The organism is Nocardioides sp. S5-5 (genome assembly GCF_054954065.1).
The window spans coordinates 3,970,116-3,985,504 of record NZ_CP199913.1; the positions used below are offsets into that span (position 1 = coordinate 3,970,116).

Genomic DNA, 15,389 nt, shown 5'->3' on the forward strand with positions numbered 1-15,389 from the left:
TCCTTTCGATCCGAGGGCTCTAGGCCTTGGTGCATTGATCGTAATCGTAGTCAGAGATTTTGGTCAAGAGATCCCGCTCGATCCACCTCCGCCGCGGCGTCCGCCGCGACGTGACCGTCCTCGACCGCCTTGGCCAGCACCTGCCGCCACTCCCACAGGGCCAGCACCGCAGGCGGGAAGCCGGCGTAGACGTGCAGCATCACGATCGACTCATGAAGCTTGATCGGCGGGATCCCAGCCTGGAGGGCGCCATGGAGGTAGTTGCGCAGCAGGTTCACGTGGCCACCGGCGACCAGGGCTGAGATCGCGACCAGCATCCGCTCGTCGTGCGAGAGTCCCGGACGCCCCCACACGGCGCCGAAGATGTGCTCGTCCGCCCAGGTCGCCATGCCGCGGTCGAGGGAGGCCAGCCGCGCCTGCAGGGCCTCGGCGTGGACCCCCTGGGCGCGCTCGCGGCGCGCCGCCCCCGTGGCGCCGCCGCGGACGTCGCCCACCCCTACCCAGGCCGCTGCGGCCTCGGCCGCTCGTTGCTCGTTCTCGTTCATGAGATCTAATCTATGCTAATGATCACCAGAAAGAGGAGGACGCGATGGAAAATGTCGTGATCGCCGGGGTGGGCATCCATCCGTTCGGCCGGTTCGACGCCGGCTACCGGGTGCTCGGTGCCCATGCCGGCCGCGAGGCCCTGGCCGATGCCGCACTGAGCCCGCGCGACCTGGACACGGTGCTCGTCGCGAACGTGGGCGCCGAGATGGCCAAGGGCCAGAACGTGATGGAACTGCTGGGCCGACCGGGGATCCCGGTCATCAACGTCGAGGCCGCCTGTGCGTCGAGCGCCTCGGCGCTGCGCCTGGGCGCGAGCCTCATCGAGGGTGGGCAGGCACGCATCGTGCTCTGCGTCGGCGTGGAGAAGGCGCCCCGCGGCTTCGTGGCCGGCGCCGGCTTCACCGACTGGCAGATCCGCACCGGACTCGGCGTCAATCCCGTCTACTTCGCGCTCCAGGCAGAGGAGCTGCTGGCGGACACCGACGCGACGGTCGAGGACCTCGCCGACGTCAGCGTGAAGAACCATCGTCACGCCGTCCACAACCCGGACGCGATGTACCGCAGCGAGGTCACCCGGGAGGAGGTGCTGACCAGCCGGCAGGTCTGCCCCCCGCTGTCGCTGCTCATGCTGTGCGCCCCGAACGAGGGCGCGGCGGCCGCCGTACTGATGCACCGCGACGAGGCGCGACGTCGCGGGACCGACGACGGCGTCCGCCTGCGCGCGGTCAGCCTCGTCTCCCGCGGCCCCGACGACTGGTTCGTGCCCGCAGTGTCGATGAGCACCACCACTACCAGCCTGACCGCCCGGGCCGCCGCCGCGGCGTACGAGGAGGCGGGCATCGGTCCCGAGGACCTCGACCTCGTCGAGTGCCAGGACACCGACGCCGGCTCCGAGCTGGTCGCCTACCGCGACCTCGGGCTGTGCGCACCCGGCGAGGAGGCGGCGCTGCTCCGGTCGGGTGCCACCACGATCGGCGGGCGGATCCCGGTCAACCCGTCCGGCGGACTGCTCTCGAAGGGCGAGCCGCTCGGCGCGTCCGGCATGGGGCAGATCCACGAGCTGGTCCAGCAGCTGCGCGGGCGATCCGGACCGCGCCAGGTCGAGGGCGCCCGGGTCGGGATCGGTCACGTGATGGGAGCCGGGCACAACGCCTCGGTCGCGGTGGTGACGGCATGAGCGCCACGACCTTCCACGCACCCGAGCTGATCGCACCCGGCGACGAGCCGAGAGCCGGCGCGGCCCTGCTCCTGGCCGCCACCCGGTGCGCGCCCTGCGCGCGCGTCGACTTCCCGGCGCGGGCGGAGTGCCCGGCCTGCGAGGGGGCTGTGGCTCCGCACGCCCTGCCGTCCTCGGCGGCCCTGACCCGGTCGACGTCCGTACTGCATCCGCCCCCGGGCGCGATGGTCGCGACGCCGTACCACGTCGGCGTGGCCGCCTTCGAGGGCGGCATCTCCGTCATGGGGCTGCTCCTCGTCGAGGACCTGACCGACGCACCCACGGGGACGTCGGTCCAGGTCGTGGCGCACGAGGTGGACGGTGCCCTGACCTACGCCTTCGCGCCGGCGTGAGACGCAGCGTGCCGAGCCCCGGTATCCGGGGCTCGGCACGTGATCGGCACCTGTCGGCGGGCCGCCGCCGACCGTCAGCCGACGAGGACCTTCAGGCCCCGCTCGACCTGCAGCGCGATCGTGGGCGGCAGCCGCTCCTGGAACGGGTCCTGGTGGCGCCCCTCGCGGTGTCTGCGCAGGTTGTGGCCCATGATCGCCGCGAGCTTGAAGCGCCCGAACGCGTCGAACCAGGGCTCGTCGGCGACCGCACTGCCCGACGCGGCCTCGTAGCGGGCGAGCACCTCGGCCCGGCTGGGCAACCCGGGGACGCTCGACGGGGCGATCCCGGGATACTCCGAGACGTCGAAGTGCGCGAGATACCACCCCAGATCCAGACGCGGGTCGGTCACCGTCCAGATCTCCCAGTCGATGACGGCGGTCAGCTCGGCCCCGTCGAAGAGCAGGTTGCCGAGGCGGTAGTCGCCGTGGACGACCGCGGCGCGCACCGGCGCCGGCACTCCGGATCGAAGACGCGCCAGCAACTCCTCGTGGCCGGGCACCAGGTCCGGGTCCACGGCCGCCATCACCTTCGCCCAGCGCTCGAGCTCGTCGGCGACCGGGACGGCGGCACCCAGACCCGCCGCCTGGGGATCGCCGGCGTGCAGCGCAGCGAGCATGTCCGCCGACGCCAGCGCGCGGGCCCGGACCAGGTCCGGGCTGAGGGCGCCCTGCGGCTCCAGGACAGGCTCGAGCGCCTCGCCCGCGGCCAGGTCCATCGCGAAGAACGGCGGGTCGGCGGCGTCGCTGAAGTGAACGTGAGGAACCCGGACGTCGCCGAAGGTCGCGAGCGCCCGGAACAGGCGGGCCTGGCGCAGCACGTCGTGGCGGCCCACGCCGGCGCGGCCGGGCGGTGCGGCCTTGATCACGACGGGCAGCCGCGAGTCGTCCGCGCGAACCAGGTCCGCGGCCAGGGTCACGCCCGAGTGGCCGCCGGTCAGCGGGCGGACGTCGTGCAGGTCGACGCCCGCCCCCTCCGCCCGGGCCGCTGCGATCGCGCGGACGACGAGGTCGTCGTCCGCGTTCATCCGCGCACCTCGTAGGAGCCGATCAGGTCCCGTGGCTCGCCGCCGACCAGGCGCCGACCGCCGTCCACCGGCACGATCGCCCCGGTGATCCACGCTGCGTCACCGGAGGCGAGGTAGCAGATCGCGGAGGCGATGTCGCCCGGCGCCCCGAGCCGCTGCAGCGGGACCAGCTCGGACTCGGCCGCCTCCCGGTCTCCGGCCCACAGCACCTCGGCGAGGTCGGTCTTCACCAGGCCCGGAGCGACGGCATTGACCCGCACACCGGAGGGCCCGAGCTCACGCGCGAGGACCTGGGTGAGCATCTCGAGCGCGGCCTTGCTCGCCGTGTACGGCCCGGTCACCGGGTGCACACGCTGGGCGCCGGTCGTCGACACGTTGACCACCGCGCCAGGACCGAAGCCCCGGTCGACGGCCGCGCGCACGAGTGCGAGCGCCGGCCAGGTGTTGGCCAGCATCGTCTTCTCGAAAGGCCGACGCTCGGCCGCCAGCAGCGGGCCGTAATGGGCGCTGGTGGCGGCGTTGTTGACGATCACGTCCAGCCGGCCGAAGGTGTCGAGCGCGGCGGCGACCAGGCGCTCCGGCAGCGTCTCCTCACTCAAGGAGCCGGCGACGGCGACCGTCACCTCCTCCCCCAGCTCGGCACGGGTGCGGGCGAGCTGGTCGGCGTCGCGGCCGTTGAGCACCACCCGGCCACCCTCCGCGAGCAGGCGCTCGGCAGTCGCCCGTCCGATGCCGCGCGAGGAGCCGGTGACGATCGCGACCTCTCCGGCGAACCGCCCTCCAGCGGTCACCGGGCACCCGCGCCGACCGGCTGGGGCGCCAGCCACTCGGCGTACTTCTCCTCCGCCGCTGCCCGCCGGGTCGGCACGTGCTCCGACGGCACGGACCTGGCGGTGTAACCGGCCAGGATCTGCTTGGTGACCACGCTCTTGTGGACCTCGTCGGGGCCGTCGTAGATCCGGGCGGCCCGGGCCAGGCGGTACATCCACTCGAGCGGGAGATCGCCGGAGTAGCCCAGCGACCCGTGCGCCTGGATGGCACGGTCGATGACGTTGTGCAGGACCCGCGCACCCCAGAACTTGATCAGCGAGATCTCCTTGCGAGCCGCGTCGAGCCCGTGGGTGTCGATGAGCCACGCGGTCTTGAGGGTCATCAACCGCGCCGCCTCGATCTCGGCGGCGGACTCCGCGATCCAGTCCTGGACCAGCTGCTTGTCGGCCAGCCGCTGACCGAAGACCTCGCGGGAGACCGCGCGCTCGCACATCATGTCGAAGGCGCGGTTGCACTGCCCGAGCCACCGCATCGCGTGGTGGATCCGGCCCGGCCCGAGACGACGCTGGGCCAGCGCCCAGCCCTCACCCGGTGCGCCCAGCACGTAGGAGGCCGGCACGCGCACGCCGCGGTAGCGGATCTCGGCGTGGTTGTCGGGCTGGGCCTGGTCGAAGTGACGGTTCACGTCATCGAGGGCGGGGATGTCGCGCACGATGTCGACGCCCGGCGTGTCGGTCGGGACGAGGATCACCGAGTAGCGCTGCGTCGGCTTCGCCTCCGGGTCGGTGATGCACAGGACCAGCAGGAAGGCCGATCCCGTCGCGTTCGACGAGAACCACTTGTGCCCGTCGATGACCCACTCGTCGCCGTCGCGCACCGCGGTGGTGGTGATCTGCGTCGGGTCCGCACCTGCCTGTGGCTCGGTCATCGAGAAGCAGCTGCGGATGTCGCCCTCGAGCAGCGGCTCGAGATAACGCTGCTTGAGCTCCTCGGAACCGGCGACGGCCAACAGCTCCGCGTTGCCGCTGTCCGGCGCGCGGGAGCCGAACACCGTCGGCGCCCACACCGCCTCGCCGAGGATCTCGCTCAACAACGCCATCTTGAGCTGTCCCCAACCCTTGCCGCCGAGCTCGGGGTCCAGGAACGCGGCCCACAGTCCGCGCTCCTTCACCCGCTGCTTGAGCGGCGCGATCATCGCGCTGAGAATGTCCCAGTCGACCTGGAGGGTCTCGAGGGGATACACCTCCTCACGGACGAACGTGCGCGCCCAGTCCAGCTCGCGCTGGAACTCCTCGTCGGTCTCAAAACCCCACGACATGGTTCGACTCCTAGACCATGGACAGGCCACCGCTGACGGACAGCGTCTGGCCGGTGATGAATGAGGACTGCGGGCCGGCCAGGAAGACCACGGCACCGGCGATGTCGGCCGGCTCTGCGAGGCGTCCGAGCGGGATCGCCCTGGTCAGCGCGGTGATGATGCCGTCGCCGCCCTCGGCGAGCGTCTTCTGGGTGGCCGGCGTATCGGTCGGGCCGGGGCACACGGCGTTGACCGTGATCCCCTTGCGGGCGACCTCGCGGGCCAGGCTCTTGGTGAAGGAGACCACCCCGCCCTTGCAGGCGGAGTAGACGGCCTCGCCGCTGGAGCCGACGCGAGCCGCGTCGGAGGAGATGTTGATGATCCGCCCGCTGCGCCGCTCGGTCATCCCGGGCAGCACCGCCTGGCAGGTGCGCAACACCCCGAAGAGGTTGAGCTGGACCAGCCACTCCCACAGCTGCTCGTCGGTGTCGCGGAACGGCTTGATGACGTCGGCGCCCGCGCAGTTGACCAGCACGTCGAGCGGACCGATCGCCGCCTCGGCAGCGGCCACGCCCTGCGTGACCGAGACCGCGTCGGTGAGGTCCATCCGGACGAAGGTCGCCTTGCCGTCGCCGAGCTGCTCGGCGGTGGCCTCGCCACGGTCGACGTCGACGTCGGCCACGGCGACCTGGGCTCCGGAGGCGACGAACAGCTCCGCGATGCCCCGGCCGATGCCGGAGGCACCTCCGGTGATCAGGACCCGCTTGTCATCCAGACTGAACAGCATTGTCTTCTCCTGCTTTCTTGCGGCGGGCCCGTCGGGAGCCGCCGGTGGCGGCGCGGGCCGCGATGGACACGGCGATGATGAGGGCGAACCCGGTGAAGAAGTCCTTCAACCAGGCGGCCGAGGGCCAGATGAGCTGGAGGCCCTTGACCCCGGTGGCGAGCAGGTAGACCGCGAGCAGCGACCCGAGGATGTTGAACCGCCCGCGCATGATCTGCGTGGAGCCGAGGAAGGCGCCGGCGAAGGCCGGCAGCAGGTACGGCGCACCGGTGTTGATCCCGGAGCTGCCGACCTTGGCGGTCAGCAGGACACCTGCGAACGCCGCGATGGAGCCAGAGATCACGAAGGCGACCGTCTGCATCTGGCCGACCCGGATGCCGGCGAGCAGCGCCGCCGACTCGTTGCCGCCCGTGGCGTACATGAACCGGCCGAGCGGCGTGTGCTCCATGACGTACCAGAGCGCGGCGGCGATGACGACGAGGTAGATGACGAGCACGGGTACGCCGAAGACGTCGGCCCGGCCGAAGTTCTTGAAGCCCTCTGGGATACCCGTGACGATGGAGCGGCCGTCGGCCCGCCAGAACGCAAGTGCCGTGACTACGGCGCTCGTCCCCATCGTGGCGATGATCGGCGACACATGCAGCCGTACGACGATGAACGCGTTGATCAGTCCGATCACCACCCCGGACAACACCGTCAGCATGATCGCGAGCGCCGGACTGACGCCGTGCGCCGACTGCAACCAGGCGACGAAGACGATGGCCCAGGTCATCGTGGCACCGACGGAGATGTCGAAGGCGTCGGTCGCCAGCGCCACCGTCAGCCCCAACGTCACCAGGGCCGTGATGGCCGCCTCCGCGGCGATGATCCGCAGGTTCGTGGTGGAGGCGAAGGACTCCGGTCGGAGGATCGAGAAGACGACGATGATCGTCAAGAAGGCATAGACGCCGCTGAAGCGGTCGATCTGGAGCCTCTCGACCATCGTCCGCGGCACCGGTTCGTCGTCCCGCCGGCGGCTGAGCCGCTCGGGGCTGACGGTCAGCTGGTCGGTCTGCATGCTGTTCACTCCGCTCGTTCTCGGGTCGATGTCGGGCTCATGCGAGCTCCACTGCCTTGTCCTCGCCGGGGCCGGTGAGGCAGTGATGCACGATCCGCCCCCGGTTGATGTCCTCGCCGACCAGCTCCGCCGCCACCACGCCCTGGCTGAGCACGATGACGCGGTGGCACAGCCGCTCGAGCTCGTCCTCGTCGCTGGAGCACACGAGCACCGCCATGCCCTCCGCGGCCGCCTTGTCGAGCAGCCCGTGGATCTCGGCCTTCGATCCGATGTCGACGCCCTGGGTCGGCTCGTCGAGCACCAGGACGACGGGCGCGAGCCGCAACCACTTGCCGATCACGACCTTCTGCTGGTTGCCGCCCGAGAGCGTCGAGATCAGCGGGTCGTGGCGCCGCGGATGCACCGTCATCTTGTCGAGCCACGCATAGGTGTCGCTGCGCTCGTCGCGCTTGCGGAAGATCAGCCGCTTCCAGTACGGCCCCAGGTCGGCGAGGGTCAGGTTCTCCAGGACCGACATGGACAGCACGACACCGTGCTCGTGGCGGTTGGCCGGGACATGGCCCATGCCCTGCCGGATCGACAGGTCCGGGCGCAGGTCCTGCAGCTTCTCGCCGTCGATCGTCACCTCGCCGCGCCGGGCGGAGGCGCCGAAGAGCATCGGCGCGACCTCGTCGCGCCCGGAGCCGGTGATCCCGGCGATCCCGACGATCTCTCCGGGGTGGACGGCGAGGTCCAGGTGGTGCAGCCGCTCACCGCCGAGGCCGCGGCCGACGAGGACCGGACGGTCGCCGTGGGCGGGCACGTCCGAGCGGGTCGAGGCGAGCACGTCGCCCACCATGAGCTCGACCAGCTCGGGCTGGGTGAGGGTGGCGACCTCGCGGGTGGCGACCCGGTGTCCGTCGCGCAGGACGGTGACCCGGTCGGCGACCGAGAACACCTCGTCGAGGTGGTGGGAGATGTAGATGACCGACACCCCGAGCGCCCGCACCCGTCGTACGACATCGAAGAGCCGCTCCGCCTCCGGGGCGGGCAGCGACGCCGTCGGCTCGTCGAGGACCAGCACATTGGCCGACTCCTCCCAGCCCTGGAGGCTGCGGGCGATCGCGATCCCCGTGCGCTGCGCCGGCGTCAGCTCGCCGACCGGCTTGGTGACGTCGAAGTCGTAGCCGAGCGCGTTGAGGGCGCGACGAGCACGGGCCCGCTGCTCACGCCAGTGGATCCGGCCGCCACGCCCCTGGGCGAACCCGTGACCCAACGCCAGGTTGTCGGCGGTGTCGAGGGTCGGGATCATCCCGGTGTCCTGGTGGACGAACCGCAGTCCTGCCGCCCGAGAGGCCGCCGGGCTGCCGAGGTCGAAGGCCTCACCCCGCACCTCGGCCTCGGCGCCGACATCGGGGGTGTAGATGCCGGCGAGGATCTTGACCAGCGTGGACTTCCCGGACCCGTTCGCCCCGACCAGGGCGTGGACCTCCCCGGGCGCGACGTCGAGGTCGACGTCCACCAGTGCCCGGGTCCCGGGGAAGGTCTTCGAGACATGGCGAGTGCTGAGCTGAGCGCCGCTGCTCATGCATACTCCTGAGAGTTTGTGATAACTATGACGATAGTTTCAAAAGACGCGGGCACTGTCAATGCCTTCCTGCGACCAGGGCCTGGTCCCGGTCATACTGACCCGGCACCGGCAGGCACACCGGCCGGACCGGTCGCACGCCGTCGAAGAGAGCGGGATAGAGCACCTCCGGCACGTCGTCGAGATGGCGGACCAGGCCGCGGGCGGCGTATTCCGGCGCGCGCGCCGCCTCACCGGCGGCGAGCACGCGGGAGAAGCACACCTCCCGTCCCGCGAAGACCTCGGCCCACTCGTCGGAAGTGCGGGCCGCGAGCAGCGGCTCCAGCTCCGCGATCGCCCGCCGACCCTCGCCCCCGGTCGCGAACTGCGCCCCCCGCAGGTCCTCCCGCCCCAGGACGGCGAGGAAGGCATCCCAGAACTTCGGCTCGAGGTTGCACAGCGCGACCCATCGGTCATCGGAGGTGCGCCACAACCGGTAGCAGGGCAGCTCACCCAGCACGAGCTCGGGGAAGGGCGTCAGGTGGCCCGCGGGATCCTGCGCCGCCATCGCCAGGTTCGAGGTGTTGAGCGACAGCGCGAGGTCGGCCATCGCGATCTCGACATGGCAACCCGCGCCACCGCGCGCCACCCGGAACAGCGCGGCGGTCAGCGCCGAGCACAGGTGGGCCGCGACCGCCACGTCCACCACGGGGAGCGTCGGCACGACCGGCTCGCGACCCGGCGCGGGGATGCCCGCGCCGGCGAGCAGGAGGTAGTTGAGATCGTGCCCCGGCGAGGCCCCGGCCGGGGAGTCGGCGGCGTAGCCGCTCACGGAGCACATCACCAGGCCGGGACGCCGCTCCCGCAGCGACGCGTAGCCCAACCCCAACGACGCCAGGTACGTCGGACGGAAGCTCTCGACGAGGACGTCCGCGGTCGCGACGAGATCGAGCAGCCGTTCCCGCCCGGCGGCGGAGCGCAGGTCGAGCACGACACTGGACTTGCCGCGGTTGGTCGCGGCGAACGGTCCGGCGTACGCCCGGCCCACCTCGCCGCCGGGCTGCTCCACCTTGATCACCTCGGCGCCGAGGTCGACGAGGAACTGCGTCGCATAGGAGAACGGGAAGAGGCGGGTCAGGTCGAGCACTCGCACACCCCGGAGCGGAGCAGCCGGGTCCGACCCGGGATCGGGCACGGCGTCCGGCACGGGCTCACCCATGGCGGGCGGCCTCGACGGCCCCGGCCTCGAGGATCGCCGCCTGGTCCCAGTAGAAGACCTCGATGTCGGCGAGCTTGCCGTCGCGGAGGGTGAACAGCTCGATCACGAGGAAGTCGATCTCCGTGCCGGTCGCCTTCAGCGTGGCCTTGCCAGTCACCCGACCCAGGACGAGGTCATCGCCCACGCCGCGGAACTCCACGTGCGGCGCACCGCCGTCGAAGGCAAAGATCCGGTCGACATCGGCGAGCAGCTGACGCTGGCCTTCCAGCCCGACGTACGTGCCGCGATAGGGCAGGCTCGGCGCCTCGCGCACCGTGAGGTCGGGGTGGGCGTACTGCATGGCGCGCTCGAAGTCGCGGTCGTAGAGGGCTGCTTTCTCGAAGGCCTCGACGGTCCGTACGGCCTGGTCACTCATCGCTCTTGTCCCTTCATCGTTATTTCTGCTTATCTTTCATATGAATAGCGGGAGTCACAAGGCTCCCCGTGAGGAGGAGATCCGGTGACGAACGAGAACGTGCGGGTAGTCGAGGCCTGGGAGGCGTCGATGCAGCAGAGCTGGGACCCGGCCGGCGGACTGGAGACCGTACTCGGCTTCCTCTCGCCCGAGGTCCAGGTCATCGAGGCGGCCTCGCTGCCCTACGCAGGCATCTACCGCGGCCATGAGGGCTTCCAGGACCTGGCCGCCATCATGAAGGGGCTGTGGAGCTTCCTGCCCGGCAAGACCTTCGAGTTCGTCGCCTCCGGCGACAAGGTCGTCGTGCTGACGCTCGGCCGCGCTGTAGGAAAGGCGACGGGCACCGAGGTCGAGTGGCGCCTTGCCGAGGTATGCACTCTCGCCGAGGGTCTGATCACCGAGATCCGGCCGTACTACTACGACACCGCGGCGATCTCCGCCGCCGCAGGCCCCCTGCCGACGCCCTGAGGCCCGACCACCGGGGCGAGCCTCTGGGGACGACGATCCCGAGTCGTCGTCCCCAGAGGGCTCGCTCACCACACGATCCGGCTCAGTTCAGCTGCCACATGTCGGCGTAGAGGTCCTGATAGTTGGCCGGGAAGACCGGGTTCTCGTTGGGCGGCGGGCTGTCGGAGCTGTACATCCGGAAGGTCAGCTCCTTGTCGTTCGCGGGCTCCAGCGAGTCGCCGTTGAAGTACCGGGCCAGACCGTCCATCATTCCCCAACCGATGAGCGAGGTGGCCCAACTGGCCCAGGCCGCCTCCTCGCCATCGATGAGGCGCTGGAAATTCTCGTTCACCGGCGCCAGGCCGACGATCTTGACGTCGAGACCGGCGCCGCTGACGGCCGGCGCCACGCCGCGGCTCAGGTCACCGAACCCGAAGTAGACGTAGTCGATGTCCGGATCCTGCTGCAGGGCACTCACCACGTTGTTCGGCGTGTTCGTGGCGATGTCGGTGACCGCCTGGTTGAGCCGGGTCACGGTGCAGCCGTCGCACTCCGCCGCCACGTGCTTCTCGACGGTGTCGGACTCGAACTTGATGATGGGGAAGTCGTCGGCCGTCACAACGAGGATGTTCGCATCGCCACCCGAGTCGGCGATGATCCAGTCGGACACGGCTTCGGCCCCCGCCTTGTAGGCACTCTTGCCCCCGACCAGACCAATGATCCCGTTGCCGTCGACGCCGCCGACCTCATCGACGACGGCACCCTCGATGACCGGGATCCCCTTCTCCTGGGCGTGCTTGAGCGCCGGCTCGTAGCGCTCGGACGGCACGCCGCTGATCGCGATGGCGTCGGGGTTCGTCTCGATCGCCTGATCCATCACCGTGATGACCGACTCCGGGTCGGTGTTGAGGAAGTCGAACCGGTTGACGGTCCACCCCAGGAGCTTGCCGGCCTCGGCGATACCGTCACCGATGACGGCGCACGACGACTGCGAGCACTGCAGCCACGCGATTGACTTGCCCTCCTCCGGCTTCTTGCTGAGAGGGTCGTTCTCGACCAGCTCGGTCGGCTCGGCGAGCCGGGCGTCGGCGCGCTCCTTGGCCGCCGCGACCTGATCGGCGTTCACCTCGCCGCCTCCGCTCGACGACTCCTCGCTGCATGCCGTCACGGTCAGGGCCAGGGCCATCAGGGCCCCGATCGTGGCCGTTGCGTGTCGTTGCTTCATCGACTCTTCCTGTCTCGCCGGCGCCTCGGGATGCCGGCGTGCCGTGTGTGTTCTGGACACTGGAACGCCAGTTCGGTCGAATCATAATCATGAATCGCCGGGACTGTGTCAAGGGTCACGTACAACATTCGCTTCGCCCGCCGACGGCCGCTTCCCAGGCGCTTCGGCTCGTGTTAATCTCTGCGAATGATTCGCAATGAGTCAAAGGGCGGCGCATGACTATCACGAGCGCATCCTCCCGCCTCACCGCGCAGACGGTGCGGCAATGGATCGATGTCTCCGGGGCTGAGCTGGCGCCCTACCGAGCGCGCCCTCACGCGAGGCTCGAGGACGAGGTCGAGCGCGACCGCTGCCTTCTGCGGCTGCTCCACGACGCCGGGCTGAACCGCCGCGGATGGCCGGAACAGGCCGGCGGTCTCGGCGGCGACGAGCGCTGCCGCGCCGTCCTCTACGACGAGCTGGCCCGGGCAGGCGTCGCGCTGCCCGAGGCCTTCGTCCTGCTCGAGACGCTCGCACCGGTGCTCGTCCGCTACGCCCCCGATCTCGCGGCACGCCACCTGCCGGCGTACCTGCGCGGCGAGGAGCTGTGGGGTCAGGGCTTCTCCGAACCCGACGCCGGCAGCGACCTGGCCGCCGTCCGGACCCGGGCGCACGTCTCCGATGACGGCTTCCGGCTCACCGGTGCCAAGATCTGGACCACCCTCGGCCACTGCGCGCAGTGGGCGCTGGTGCTGTGCCGGACCGACCCGGACGGCCCCGCGCAGACCTCGCTCTCGATGCTGTGGGTGGACCTCTGCGCACCCGGCGTCGAGGTGCGTCCGATCGCAGCGGCCAACGGCCGCAACGAGTTCGCCGAGATGTCCTTCGAGGACGTGGCCGTGCCCGCCTCAGGCCTCGTCGGCGAGCTCGGCGCCGGCTGGGCGATCGCGATGTTCCTGCTGCAGTACGAGCGCGGCATGTACGCGTGGGGGCGGCAGGCCGAGCTGCACCGTGTGCTCCGCGAGGCCCTGGCCCACGTCGGGTCCGTCGAGCCCCCCACGTCGGCCGCCATCGGCAGTGCCTATGCCACGCTGACAGCGCTGCGGTCGCGTTCGGCGGCCACCGTGACCCGCCTTGCGCTCCGGGAGACGCTCGGCCCGGAGGCCTCGGTCGACAAGATCCTGCTCTCCCGCGCCGAGCAGCAGACCTACGACGCACTTCGGCTACTCGACCTGGCGGACTTCGTCCTCGGCGACGACGACCGCAGCGGCCGGTTGCGTGACGGCTGGTTCTACAGCCGGGCCACCTCGATCTTCGGCGGCGCGGTCGAGATCCAGCGCGGTATCGTCGCGGAGCGCCTGCTCCGCCTTCCCCGGGAGCAGCGCCATGGACGATGAGCTGAAGGAGTCCGTGATCGCGACGGTCCACGCCGCCTTCGATCGCGTCGAGCCCGAACGGCTCGTGGACGCGCTGCTCGACGACGGCTGGTCGGAGGCATACGACGAGGACCCGGGTTTCATGGTCGCCTGCGTCTTCGAGGAGGCCGGGCGGAGGCACTCGTCCGCACCCGTCTTCGATCTGCTCGCGGGCGCGCCGGACTGTCGACCGGTGTTCCCGCACCGCCGTCCCGCTCTCGACGATCCGCCGGCGTCCCTCGATGACGAGTCGCTCACGGTCGACGGGCTCGTGCTCGGCGAGGAAGCGCCCGCCACGCTGCTCGTCGGCGCCGCCGACACCACTGCGTCGGGCCAGAGACCGGTCACCCACGTCGTGACCCGGATCCCGGCCGACGCCGTCGAGCGCACGCGCATCGCCGGCCTCGATCCCGGACTGCGGGTCAGCCGGGTCCGGGGCACCGTCGCCCGCGATCGGCTGGACCTGACAGACACCCGCTGGTCCACCACCCGTGACCTGCTGCGTCGAGCGGTCGCCCATCAACTGGTCGGGCTCGCCGAGCAGGTGGCCACGGACCTGCAGGCCTATACGCTGACCCGCTCCCAGTTCGGCCGTCCGCTCGGGACCTGGCAGACGGTCCAACACCGGCTGGCCGACATCCACGTCCAGGTCTGTGCGGCACGAGCAGCCCTGGACGTCGCCTGGCGTGATCCGGCGCCGCTGTCGGCTGCCGTCGCCCACCACGAGGCCGGTAGGGCAGGGCACGAGAGCCTCACCCACGCCCAGCAGATCTACGGCGCGATCGGCTTCACCTGGGAGCACGCCCTCCATCACGCCGTACGACGCCGGCACGCCCTCGACCTGCTGCTCGGCGCCCCCGCATCGATCGCCGCACTCGTCGGCGATGAGCTCGTGCGCCGGCGCGACGCGCCGCTCGCCGCGGTGCCGCTGTGACCTCCACCCCGACCCTGATCACGAAGGACCTACCCATGATGACCTCGACCGGCCCGACGCCCCTCGATCTGCCTCCGACCAACCGCGTGCTGGAGATGGAGGTGGGTGACCGCGTCGCGACACTCATCGTCGAGTGCCCCGACCACACCACCCGGACGGTGTCCCTGCCGCTGGATCCTGCCGCCATCGACTCCGCGGCGTCGTTCGAGATCGGCTCGCGCGTGTTCGCCTCGATCTGCACCGTGACGCCCGACGAGGTGCATTTCAAGATCCTCCCCGCCGGCGGCGGCTCGCCGTTGCCGGTCGACGCGCGCACGATCCAGCGGCTTCTCTCCGCCGGCGTCCACACGACCCTGCGGGTACAGCAGAACCGCTGAGCAGGACCGCGCGCGGCACATCGCCGCGGCACATCGCCGCGGCGGCGGCCTTCCTCTGCAGCGACGAGACGTCGTACATCACCGGACAGACGCTGTACGTCGACGGCGGCGCCAAGCTCGGCTGAGCCGGCGACGCATCCCCCACCGTCCGCGACAACTCCGTCACGGACGACTCACGACCGGGAGAGGACCCCGATGATCGAGCTGACCGTGGCCGAGCTGGCCGAGGCGAAGGACCTCGACCTGGGGACCTCCCCCTGGTTCGAGGTCGACCAGCCCCGCGTGCAGACCTTCGCCGACGCGACCGGCGACCACCAGTGGATCCACGTCGACGAGGAGCGCGCGGCCGCCGGGCCGTTCGGCGGCACGGTCGCCCACGGCTATCTCACGCTGTCCCTGGTTCCCTACCTGTTCACGCAGATGGTGACCGTCGTCGACCAGGTCCAGGGCCTCAACTACGGCCTCGACAAGGTCCGGTTCACCTCGGTCGTGCCGGTCGGGTCACGGATCCGGCTCACGGCATCCGTGGTGTCGGCCGAGAGGCGTCCCGACGGCGGCCTGCTCTACCGCGTCGGGCTGCGGATCGAGATCGACGGGCAGGAGCGGCCGGCGATGGTGGGCGAGTCGCTGTACCTCAGCTATGCGGCCCCGACAAAGGACACCTCACCCGCGACCCACGGCGACTGACGTCCGTCGTACCGCTTC

Annotated in this window: 18 protein-coding genes; 8 read left to right on the top strand and 10 right to left on the bottom strand. The window is 70.7% G+C overall.

Annotation, left to right across the window (positions count from 1 at the left end; translation table 11 throughout):
* Window positions 1-50 precede the first annotated feature (50 nt).
* Window positions 51-545, bottom strand: a complete 495-nt coding sequence (locus ACUP6Y_RS19230) for a carboxymuconolactone decarboxylase family protein (protein ID WP_462552467.1) — start codon at window positions 543-545, stop codon at window positions 51-53.
* Between the two features lie 44 nt (window positions 546-589).
* Between ACUP6Y_RS19230 and ACUP6Y_RS19235 the strand changes: the two genes are divergently transcribed.
* Both ACUP6Y_RS19235 and ACUP6Y_RS19240 read left to right on the top strand, forming a co-directional pair.
* Window positions 590-1,723 (top strand): thiolase family protein, encoded by a 1,134-nt coding sequence (locus tag ACUP6Y_RS19235; RefSeq protein WP_462552468.1) that lies wholly within the window; start codon window positions 590-592, stop codon window positions 1,721-1,723.
* Window positions 1,720-2,115 (top strand): Zn-ribbon domain-containing OB-fold protein, encoded by a 396-nt coding sequence (locus ACUP6Y_RS19240; RefSeq protein WP_462552470.1) that lies wholly within the window; start codon window positions 1,720-1,722, stop codon window positions 2,113-2,115. Before ACUP6Y_RS19235 ends, ACUP6Y_RS19240 begins: the two co-directional genes overlap by 4 nt.
* Before the next feature lie 74 nt (window positions 2,116-2,189).
* Here ACUP6Y_RS19240 and ACUP6Y_RS19245 read toward each other — a convergent pair whose 3' ends face one another.
* The 8 genes from ACUP6Y_RS19245 to ACUP6Y_RS19280 are packed head-to-tail and all read right to left on the bottom strand — an operon-like array spanning window position 2,190 to window position 10,268.
* Window positions 2,190-3,179 carry a phosphotransferase family protein gene (locus tag ACUP6Y_RS19245; protein ID WP_462552471.1) on the bottom strand — a complete coding sequence of 330 codons (990 nt, stop codon included), beginning with the start codon at window positions 3,177-3,179 and terminating at the stop codon, window positions 2,190-2,192.
* Complete coding sequence (locus ACUP6Y_RS19250; RefSeq protein ID WP_462552472.1) at window positions 3,176-3,970, bottom strand: SDR family oxidoreductase; 795 nt, start codon at window positions 3,968-3,970, stop codon at window positions 3,176-3,178. The genes ACUP6Y_RS19245 and ACUP6Y_RS19250 overlap by 4 nt, the downstream gene beginning before the upstream one ends.
* Complete coding sequence (locus tag ACUP6Y_RS19255) at window positions 3,967-5,268, bottom strand: acyl-CoA dehydrogenase family protein (protein WP_462552473.1); 1,302 nt, start codon at window positions 5,266-5,268, stop codon at window positions 3,967-3,969. The genes ACUP6Y_RS19250 and ACUP6Y_RS19255 overlap by 4 nt, the downstream gene beginning before the upstream one ends.
* Window positions 5,269-5,278: 10 nt before the next feature.
* Window positions 5,279-6,034, bottom strand: coding sequence for an SDR family NAD(P)-dependent oxidoreductase (locus ACUP6Y_RS19260; RefSeq protein WP_462552474.1), 756 nt, complete (start codon window positions 6,032-6,034; stop codon window positions 5,279-5,281).
* Window positions 6,015-7,088 (bottom strand): ABC transporter permease, encoded by a 1,074-nt coding sequence (locus ACUP6Y_RS19265; RefSeq protein ID WP_462552475.1) that lies wholly within the window; start codon window positions 7,086-7,088, stop codon window positions 6,015-6,017. The genes ACUP6Y_RS19260 and ACUP6Y_RS19265 overlap by 20 nt, the downstream gene beginning before the upstream one ends.
* A gap of 37 nt (window positions 7,089-7,125) precedes the next feature.
* On the bottom strand, window positions 7,126-8,655 hold the full coding sequence (locus tag ACUP6Y_RS19270) for a sugar ABC transporter ATP-binding protein (RefSeq protein ID WP_462552476.1): 1,530 nt from the start codon (window positions 8,653-8,655) through the stop codon (window positions 7,126-7,128).
* A gap of 58 nt (window positions 8,656-8,713) precedes the next feature.
* Window positions 8,714-9,853, bottom strand: coding sequence for a CaiB/BaiF CoA transferase family protein (locus ACUP6Y_RS19275; protein WP_462552477.1), 1,140 nt, complete (start codon window positions 9,851-9,853; stop codon window positions 8,714-8,716).
* Complete coding sequence (locus ACUP6Y_RS19280; protein WP_462552478.1) at window positions 9,846-10,268, bottom strand: nuclear transport factor 2 family protein; 423 nt, start codon at window positions 10,266-10,268, stop codon at window positions 9,846-9,848. Before ACUP6Y_RS19280 ends, ACUP6Y_RS19275 begins: the two co-directional genes overlap by 8 nt.
* Window positions 10,269-10,352: 84 nt before the next feature.
* Here ACUP6Y_RS19280 and ACUP6Y_RS19285 point away from each other — a divergent pair, with 84 nt between their 5' ends.
* Window positions 10,353-10,775 (top strand): nuclear transport factor 2 family protein, encoded by a 423-nt coding sequence (locus ACUP6Y_RS19285; RefSeq protein ID WP_462552479.1) that lies wholly within the window; start codon window positions 10,353-10,355, stop codon window positions 10,773-10,775.
* An 82-nt stretch (window positions 10,776-10,857) separates the two neighbouring features.
* Here the strand turns inward: ACUP6Y_RS19285 and ACUP6Y_RS19290 are convergent, their stop codons facing one another.
* Complete coding sequence (locus tag ACUP6Y_RS19290; protein WP_462552480.1) at window positions 10,858-11,979, bottom strand: sugar ABC transporter substrate-binding protein; 1,122 nt, start codon at window positions 11,977-11,979, stop codon at window positions 10,858-10,860.
* A 215-nt stretch (window positions 11,980-12,194) separates the two neighbouring features.
* Between ACUP6Y_RS19290 and ACUP6Y_RS19295 the strand changes: the two genes are divergently transcribed.
* The 5 genes from ACUP6Y_RS19295 to ACUP6Y_RS19315 all read left to right on the top strand — a co-directional run bounded on the left by ACUP6Y_RS19295 (window position 12,195) and on the right by ACUP6Y_RS19315 (window position 15,371).
* Window positions 12,195-13,355, top strand: coding sequence for an acyl-CoA dehydrogenase family protein (locus ACUP6Y_RS19295; protein WP_462552481.1), 1,161 nt, complete (start codon window positions 12,195-12,197; stop codon window positions 13,353-13,355).
* Window positions 13,345-14,307: an acyl-CoA dehydrogenase family protein gene (locus ACUP6Y_RS19300; protein WP_462552482.1), complete on the top strand. Its 963-nt coding sequence runs from the start codon at window positions 13,345-13,347 to the stop codon at window positions 14,305-14,307. The genes ACUP6Y_RS19295 and ACUP6Y_RS19300 overlap by 11 nt, the downstream gene beginning before the upstream one ends.
* A 35-nt stretch (window positions 14,308-14,342) precedes the next feature.
* The gene (locus ACUP6Y_RS19305; protein WP_462556836.1) at window positions 14,343-14,684 is read left to right on the top strand and encodes a hypothetical protein; all 342 of its coding nucleotides are present in this window, start codon (window positions 14,343-14,345) and stop codon (window positions 14,682-14,684) included.
* Entirely contained in the window at window positions 14,681-14,809 is a 129-nt protein-coding gene (locus ACUP6Y_RS19310) for an SDR family oxidoreductase (protein ID WP_462556772.1), read from the top strand. Before ACUP6Y_RS19305 ends, ACUP6Y_RS19310 begins: the two co-directional genes overlap by 4 nt.
* A gap of 70 nt (window positions 14,810-14,879) precedes the next feature.
* Window positions 14,880-15,371: a MaoC family dehydratase gene (locus ACUP6Y_RS19315; protein ID WP_462552483.1), complete on the top strand. Its 492-nt coding sequence runs from the start codon at window positions 14,880-14,882 to the stop codon at window positions 15,369-15,371.
* Window positions 15,372-15,389 lie beyond the last annotated feature (18 nt).